At 69.3% G+C, this 7,190-nt stretch carries 6 protein-coding genes and 1 other RNA gene; 3 read left to right on the top strand and 4 right to left on the bottom strand.

From position 1 onward, the window contains the following. Positions 1–141: 141 nt before the first annotated feature. A complete protein-coding gene (locus tag FJV41_RS47070) occupies positions 142–1,917 on the top strand; it encodes a M1 family aminopeptidase (protein WP_141649163.1) in 1,776 nt (591 codons plus the stop codon). 10 nt (positions 1,918–1,927) lie between these two features. Here the strand turns inward: FJV41_RS47070 and ftsY are convergent, their stop codons facing one another. Next, positions 1,928–3,235 carry a signal recognition particle-docking protein FtsY gene (ftsY, locus tag FJV41_RS47065; protein ID WP_246137865.1) on the bottom strand — a complete coding sequence of 436 codons (1,308 nt, stop codon included), beginning with the start codon at positions 3,233–3,235 and terminating at the stop codon, positions 1,928–1,930. A gap of 69 nt (positions 3,236–3,304) precedes the next feature. Between ftsY and FJV41_RS47060 the strand changes: the two genes are divergently transcribed. Both FJV41_RS47060 and FJV41_RS47055 read left to right on the top strand, forming a co-directional pair. Further along, positions 3,305–3,862 carry a hypothetical protein gene (locus FJV41_RS47060; protein WP_141649162.1) on the top strand — a complete coding sequence of 186 codons (558 nt, stop codon included), beginning with the start codon at positions 3,305–3,307 and terminating at the stop codon, positions 3,860–3,862. Between the two features lie 15 nt (positions 3,863–3,877). Beyond that, positions 3,878–5,020, top strand: coding sequence for a hypothetical protein (locus FJV41_RS47055; RefSeq protein WP_141649161.1), 1,143 nt, complete (start codon positions 3,878–3,880; stop codon positions 5,018–5,020). 91 nt (positions 5,021–5,111) lie between these two features. Here the strand turns inward: FJV41_RS47055 and rnpB are convergent. From rnpB to FJV41_RS47040, 3 genes are all read right to left on the bottom strand, one after another. Beyond that, an RNA gene (rnpB, locus tag FJV41_RS47050) (RNase P RNA component class A) lies at positions 5,112–5,509 on the bottom strand. Between the two features lie 67 nt (positions 5,510–5,576). Further along, positions 5,577–6,203, bottom strand: coding sequence for a ribonuclease HI family protein (locus tag FJV41_RS47045; RefSeq protein ID WP_141649160.1), 627 nt, complete (start codon positions 6,201–6,203; stop codon positions 5,577–5,579). A 6-nt stretch (positions 6,204–6,209) separates the two neighbouring features. Beyond that, the gene (locus FJV41_RS47040) at positions 6,210–6,941 is read right to left on the bottom strand and encodes a zinc ribbon domain-containing protein (RefSeq protein ID WP_141649159.1); all 732 of its coding nucleotides are present in this window, start codon (positions 6,939–6,941) and stop codon (positions 6,210–6,212) included. Positions 6,942–7,190 lie beyond the last annotated feature (249 nt).

The following is a 7,190-nucleotide window of genomic DNA, read 5'->3' as shown; positions in this document are numbered from 1 at the left end:
ACAGAGGGGGTGGGGGCGGCCGCGGGGACGTTCCGCGCACAGGCCATCCACCCGAGGGCAGCGGCCAGGAGAAGCGTTCGAGAGTGCATGCCCACGAAGGCTAGACGAGCCGTGGTGCCCCGGGTCAATTAGCATGCGCGCATGCGGACGCTCCTGCCTGGCCTGCTGTCGTGGTGCATGCTCCTCGGGCAGCCCGCTCGAGGAGAAGAGGTCTCCCCGGAGGTGCAGCTGAGCCTCCAGCACCTCAAGCCCGCCGAGCGGGAGCGCGCGGCGAAGGCGCTGGGGCCACTGGATGAACTGCCGCGCTACCGGGTGCAGTTGGAAGTGGACCCTGTCTCCCGCGAGGCGAAGGGGCGGGTGCAGGTGGAGGTGATGGCCCGCGACAAGCCGCTGACGGAGCTGTACCTGCGGGTGACACCCAACGCGCAGGGGGGCAAGCGGGTGGTGCTGTCCGATGCGCGGCTGGGGCGCCAGCCCATCGTCCTGGAGCAGCCGGAGCCCACGCTGTACCGCTATCGACTGGTGGACCCGGTGCCTCCGGGCGCGGCGGCGGTGCTGGACGTGGCCGTCCGGGCCGTCGCCCCGAAGGGGGAGAAGCCCGCGGCGACGCTCCTCGGGGGTGGAGGGCAGGGGCCGAAGGGCGACCACGGGGCCTTTTCTGTCACGGCGGACTTCATGAGCCTGGTCGGCGTCGTGCCCCAGGTTCCGCCGCTGGACGACAAGGGCCAGCCCTGGGCGGGGCCGCAGGGCATCGGAGACCTGGCGTTGTATGCGCCGGCGCATGTGCTGGCCTCCATCACCGTGCCGTCGGGCTGGTCCGTGCATGCCACGGGTGTGGCGATGGGCGAGGTGCCCGAGCGCGACGGCCGCGTGCGCTTCGCCTTCGCCGCGGGCGCGGTGCGCGACTTCCCCATCCTCGTGTCCAAGGGCTACGAGGTGTCCACGGCCACGGTGAACGGCGTCACGGTGGAGAGCCACTACGCGGTGAAGGACAAGGAGGTGGGCGAGCGCGTGCTGAAATACGCCTCGTCGGCGCTGGCGGAGTTCGAGAAGCGCCTGGGGCCGCTGCCGTACACGCACTTCCGGGTGGTGGAGGCGCCGCTGTCCGGCGGGGCGGGAGGCATGGAGTTCCCCGGCCTCATCACCGTGTCGAGCATGCTGTATCGCGGCGTGGTGGACCCGTTCGAACTGGTGGCCGGCCAGGTGGACGTGGAGCAGTTGAAGGAAGTGCTGGCGATGCTGGGCCCCGCGGGTTCCGCGCCCCTGACACAACTGAGTGGCTCGCTGGAGCGCACGCTGGAGTTCACCGTCGCGCACGAGGTGGCGCACCAGTACTTCGCGGGCCTCGTGGGTTCGGACCCCATCCACGCCCCCGTGGTGGACGAGTCGCTGGCCCAGTACGCCGCGCTTCTCTACATCGAGTGGAAGCACGGCAAGGCGGCGGCGGAGGCGCTCCGGCGCGAGCTGCTGGTGTCGCCGTACCACATGTACCGGCTGGCGGGCGGCGAGGACGCGCGAGCGGACCGGCCCACGAGCGCGTTCGACAACGAGACGGAGTACGGGGCGCTGGTGTACGGCAAGGCGCCGCTGCTGCACCACGCGTCACGCAAGCTGGTGGGCGACACCGCGTTCTTCCAGGGCCTGCGTTCCTACGTGGACACGTACCGCTTCAAGTGGACGTGCAAGGAGTGCTTCACCAAGGAGCTGGCCAAGGCGAGCCCTGGGAACGCGAAGGCCCTGGAGCGGCTGCGCGTGCGCTGGTGGAACGAGGCCCGTGGCGATGATGACCTGGGCCTGCCCAACCTGGACGCGGTGATGGGCACGCTGGGCGCCGGAAGCGGGTTGGACGTGGACAACCTGGACCCGCAGACGAAGGAGTTGCTCGAGTCGATTCTGCCCTCGCTGCTGGGGCAGTGAGGGCAGGGCGTCAGTCGAAGAGCGCCTGGACGAACTCGCGCGGCTCGAAGCGGCGCAGGTCCGCGATTTTCTCGCCCACGCCGACCCATACGACGGGCAGCTTCAGCTCGTCGCAGATGCCGATGATGACGCCGCCCTTGGCGGTGCCGTCCAGCTTCGTCAGCGCGATGGCGGTGATGCCCACGGCCTCGTGGAACTGCTTGGCCTGCTGAATGGCGTTCTGCCCGTTGGTGGAGTCCAGCACGAGCAGCACCTCGTGCGGCGTGCCGGGCATGGCCTTGTCCATGACGCGCTTGACCTTCTTCAGCTCCTCCATCAGCGGCGCCTTGGTGTGCAGCCGGCCCGCCGTGTCGGCGATGACGACGTCGGCGCCCTCGGCCTGGGCCTTCTTGATGGCGTCGAAGATGACGGAGCCCGGGTCGCCACCCTCGGTGCCCTTCACCAACTGCGCCTTCGCGCGCTCGGCCCACACGTCGAGCTGCTCGGTGGCGGCGGCGCGGAACGTGTCGCCCGCGGCCAGGATGACCTTCTTGCCCTCGCCCGTGAGCTTCGCGGCGAGCTTGCCAATGGTCGTCGTCTTCCCCGCGCCGTTGACGCCCACCACCATGACGACGTGCGGCGGTCCGCCGCCTTCCAGCGAGCGCGGCACGGGCAGGTCGACGATGCGGGCGACCTCCGTGCGGATGAGGTCCTTGATGCGATGGGAGTCACTCAGCTCGCTGCGCTTGAGCTTCTCGCGCGCCACCTCCACCAGCTCGCTGGCCGTGCGCACGCCGATGTCCGCCGTGAAGAGAATCTCCTCCAGCTCCACCAGCACGGACTCGTCCACCTGCCGCTGCTGGCCGAACAGGCCGTTGAGGCGGGCCATGAAGCCCTGGCTCCGCGTCTTGTCCAGGCCCTGGGCCAGCGTACGGCCGGCCTCTGCATCCACCTTGGCGCGGGCGGCGGCCTCCTCGGCGCGACGGGCCTCCTCGACGACGGCGGCCTCCCGGGCGCGCTCGTCCTCCACGAGCCTCTGGGCCTCGGCCTGCTCTCGCTTGCGCCGCTCCCGGGCCTCTTCATCGGCGGCCTTCTTCGCGCGGTACTCGGCGCGCTTCTCCTCCTCCTCACGCTCCTTGAGGACCCGGGCCTGCTCCTCCAGCCGGGCGCGCTCGCCCGAGTCGGTGGTGGTCCTGGCGGCGCGGGCGGCCTCCTCTCGCTGACGGGCCAGCTCCTGGGCGCGGGCGTGGGCCTCGTCCACCTCGCGAAGCCGGGCGGCCTCCTTCTCGGAGGGCGGCACCTGAGCGGTCAGGGCGTCGAGGGCATTGGGGGTCTTCATGTGCGCCGCTCCGCATACACCAACACGCCGGTGGATGCAGCGCCCGTGGCCGAGTAGAACCGACGTGCCATGCGCCTCAAGCTCCCCACCGTCATGCTTTCGTCGGTCCTCCTGCTGGGAAGTGCCTGCATCGTCGAGGCCCCGGGTGGTGCGAGTCCCGAGCAGCGGCGAGCCGCCACCGTCACCCAGGTACCAGCCCTGTCCGTGCGCAATGGCGCAAACCTGGGCGGCAAGGTGGAGCTGGTCGCCGCCACCGTGCAACCCGGGCGGCTGACGCCCGGGGAGCGGGCCCAGGTCACCGTCTACTTCAAGGTGCTCGAGGCCCTGGACGCCGACTACCTCATCTTCGTCCACGTCGAGGACGCCGGCGGGCGCATGGAGCGGATGAACCTGGACCACATGCCGGCCAACGGCATGTTGCCCACGTCACAGTGGAAGCCGGGCGAGACGGTGAAGGACGAGTTCTCCATCTACCTCCCCGCCGACGCCAACCCGAAGGCCCTCAACATCTGGCTGGGCCTGTGGGACCCGAAGACGGATGCCCGCCTGCCGCTGACGAACCGGGACGCGGTGCGAAACGACGGAAGGGACCGCATCCTCATCGCCCAGGTCCCCGTGGCCCACTGAAGTCGTGGGAGTGTGATGGACACGGCCTGGGTGGTGCTCGGGATTCTGGCGGGGCTGGCGCTGGGCGTCGCCCTCCTGTTCGGAGTCGTCGTCACCCTGGGCTTCAGTGGGGAAGCGCATCGCCACCGGGCCACGCGACTTCACGCGGCCCTGCTGCGAGGGACGTTGTTCGTGGCAATCGTGCCTGTGCCGCTCTCGCTCTGGGTGGGTTGGCGGTACGTCTTCTCGGAGCGGGGATTGGAAGGAGTCCCACTCACGTGGGGCCTGCCGATGGCCGCCTCCGTGGGGTGCGCGGCGGTGGCTGCCTTGTTCTTCTTCGCGGGCGAGTGGCTCGCGGGTCGTGAGTCCGAGAAGCGGCTCGAGGCGGAGCGCCGAGCGCTGGCGGCACTGCGCGCCGCGGTCGTCCAGGGGGCGCGGGAGAAGGCGTGCCTCCTGGTGGCAATCGACCCTCGGGCCACGGCCGACGACATGCGACGGTGTCGTGAGCACGTCGACTCGCTCTCCGAACCGACACGGCGTTGGAGCGAGCTGTCGCGATTCCTGGGCGACTCCGGCTTCAGGTCCTGGAACCCGCGGCAGGTGGGCTTGAGCCCCGTGTGGGACTGGAACAGGTCCGTGGTGGTCGTCCGGCACGAGCAGGCGTGGTTCCTCCAGGTGTTCTACGAGACGTGGCTCGCACGGCCCGACGCGCTCCAGTCCTCGGACGAACTGGAACAGCTGAGCGCGTGTCTGCGAACGAGCACCCGTCGCCACGGGTGGAGTGTCTCGGCGGTGGAGGTGCTCATGTCCCAGGTGCTCCCGGAGCTCCTCTGGAAGCTCGAGGCGCGAGGGGATCTGTCCCAGAGCGAAGCGCTTGCGCGGGTGCGCGAGCAGCTCGCTGCGTTCCGGACACGCTCCGCCGAGGAGGAAGGACCACCGCCTCCCTCAGTCACCGAGGTTCCCGAAGGCACCATCGGTCTGGCGGAGATACGTGCCGACGGCGTGCTGCGCCTCTGGCTGCGAAGCACTCCGGACGCGGGGGCCTTCGGCGACGTCTACCTCGAGTACCAGCCCTTCGAGGCGGAGCATCGGCAGTGGATGGGGCACCTCGGCTCGATGACCCAGGGCGTGGTGAAGCCGGTGCCGCCCATGAAGGTGCCCAGGTCGCTGGCCGCGTGAGCCGCCAAGCGAGACGCGCCCGATGGGGCCAACGCGGTGGCGGACAGCGCCAGCCGTCGTTGACGGTCCATGTTTGGGCTCACAGGAAAAGCGCCGGAGTGGCCCTGTAAGCCGAGTTCTGTCCCCGCCCCTTTCGGAACGGGCGATGAACATTCATCTAGGGCCCTGGTTACCCAGGGGCCTCATCAGCGAGCAACCCGAACGCATGGGACGGGCAATCCCTGTCCCCCGGACAGCGGGGACGCGCTCCTATTGGCTCTTGCTCCAGGTGGGGTTTACCGTGCCGTCTGAGTCACCCCAGACGCGGTGCGCTCTTACCGCACCGTTTCACCCTTACCCGCCCCCTTGCGGGAACAGGCGGTCTGTTTTCTGTGGCACTTTCCTGCGAGTCGCCTCGACTGGCTGTTAGCCAGCACCCTGCCCTATGGAGCCCGGACTTTCCTCCCGCCACCCGTGACTGCGGTGGCCGGCGTTCACCCGGACCACTCCGGCACCTGTCCCTTACAACAGGCTCGGGACAGCGGTCCACTCCAGGGGGTTCGCGAGGCTTGGGGGACTACATCCGCTCGTCGATGGCGCGGTTGCTCATCTCATCCGCCTCGGCGTTCTTCGCGCGGGGGATGTGGTGGAGCTTCACCTTGGTGAAAAGTCCCAGCAGCCGCCGCGCCTCCTCGAAGAGGGGCCTCAGCGTCATGCTCTTCACCTGGTACTGCCCACCGAGCTGGCGGATGAGCAGCTCGCTGTCGGCGTAGACGTCCACCTCGCGCGCGCCCATCGACTTCGCGTGCTTCAGGCCCAGCAGGAGCCCCTGGTACTCGGCGGAGTTGTTCGTCTGCGTCCCGAGGAAGCGGCCCAGTCGCGCCACCACGTGGCCTTCGGGGTCCGTCACCACCGCGCCCGCGCCCGCGGGCCCGGGGTTTCCTCTCGCGGCGCCGTCCGAATAGACGCGCACGCGAGGAAGCGGCTCGGAAGGAGGGGACGGCTCCACCGCTGTCGAGGCGGGAGCCGAGGTCGCCGTCACTCCGTCCTCGGCCCTCGAGGGAGGGCCCAGACGGGTGGCGGCTTCGTCGAGAAGCTGACCCAGTCGCTCCCGCGTGAGTCCGCGGAAGGTGCGCACCGTCGACGAGAGCGGCTCCTCACGCGCGATGTGGCGGAGGATGTCGACGAGGGACGGTGCGGGCATCGCGGCCTACTTCGCCGCCGCGGGTGTTTCCTGGAGGGCTTCCACCGCGTAGATGATGCGGTTGCAGGACGGGCAGACGTCCGTGCCCAGCGAGGTGCGCAGGTTGTTGTAGAGCTGCGGGGGCACGTTCATGTTGCAGCCCTGGCAGGTCCCCGCCACCACGCCGACCAGCGCGGGCAGCTTCTTCTTGCGGATGACCTCGTAGCGCCGCAGCAGGTTCGAATCGACGGCGCTCGCGACACCCGAGCGACGGCCCTCGAGCGTCTTCACCTGCGCCTCGGACTCGCCCAGCTTGCCGCGCAGCTCCGCCATTCGCGCCGAGAGGCCTTGCTGCTTCGTTCCGAAGTCGGCCTCCTTCCCCTTGAGGGCTTCGCGAGCCAGGCCGAGCTGCTTGATCAGCTCCACCTGCTCCTCGGCCATCGTCAGGTTGGCCTTCTTGGCGATATCGATTTCACGGGCGAGGGCGGAGTACTCGCGGGTGGAGCGCTGTTCGCTCAGCCGCGCCTCCCACTTCTTCACCTTGTCCTTCTCGTCCGTGATGTTCTGCTCGCGCTCCGCCTTCTGCCGCTCCATGTCAGTGACACGCGCGCGCTCAGCCTCGATGGCGCTGCGAGCTACACCCAACTCCCGCTCCAACTCGGCAATCTGACGGGGGTGGACGTCCGCGGCCTTCCGGAGCGATGCGACCTCCAGGTCCACATTCTGAAGCTCCGCCAGCGCCTTCAATTTCTCCCGCAAAGTTGCTGCCTCCCACAGAGCCGCACCGTGTACGGCCGCGCGCTCTTCTACCAACAAGGGTGATAAGGGTCCAACGCCCAAATGGACCATGAGTCATCCCCTGGGCCCTTGGATTGCTCCTCGCCATTTGAAAGAGCTTCACGCACCCGTTAGACCGGGCACGTGCTCCGCGCCACCTTTCATCGCCCGTTGCTCCTCCTCGCGCTCGTCTCCGCCTGCCGCGAGACGCCCCCTCCCTCGGCCCCCGTC

The organism is Myxococcus llanfairpwllgwyngyllgogerychwyrndrobwllllantysiliogogogochensis (genome assembly GCF_006636215.1).
GTDB classification, from domain to species: domain Bacteria; phylum Myxococcota; class Myxococcia; order Myxococcales; family Myxococcaceae; genus Myxococcus; species Myxococcus llanfairpwllgwyngyllgogerychwyrndrobwllllantysiliogogogochensis.
The sequence above is the reverse complement of the archived record's forward strand: the minus strand, read 5'-3'. Positions and strand labels throughout refer to the sequence as shown.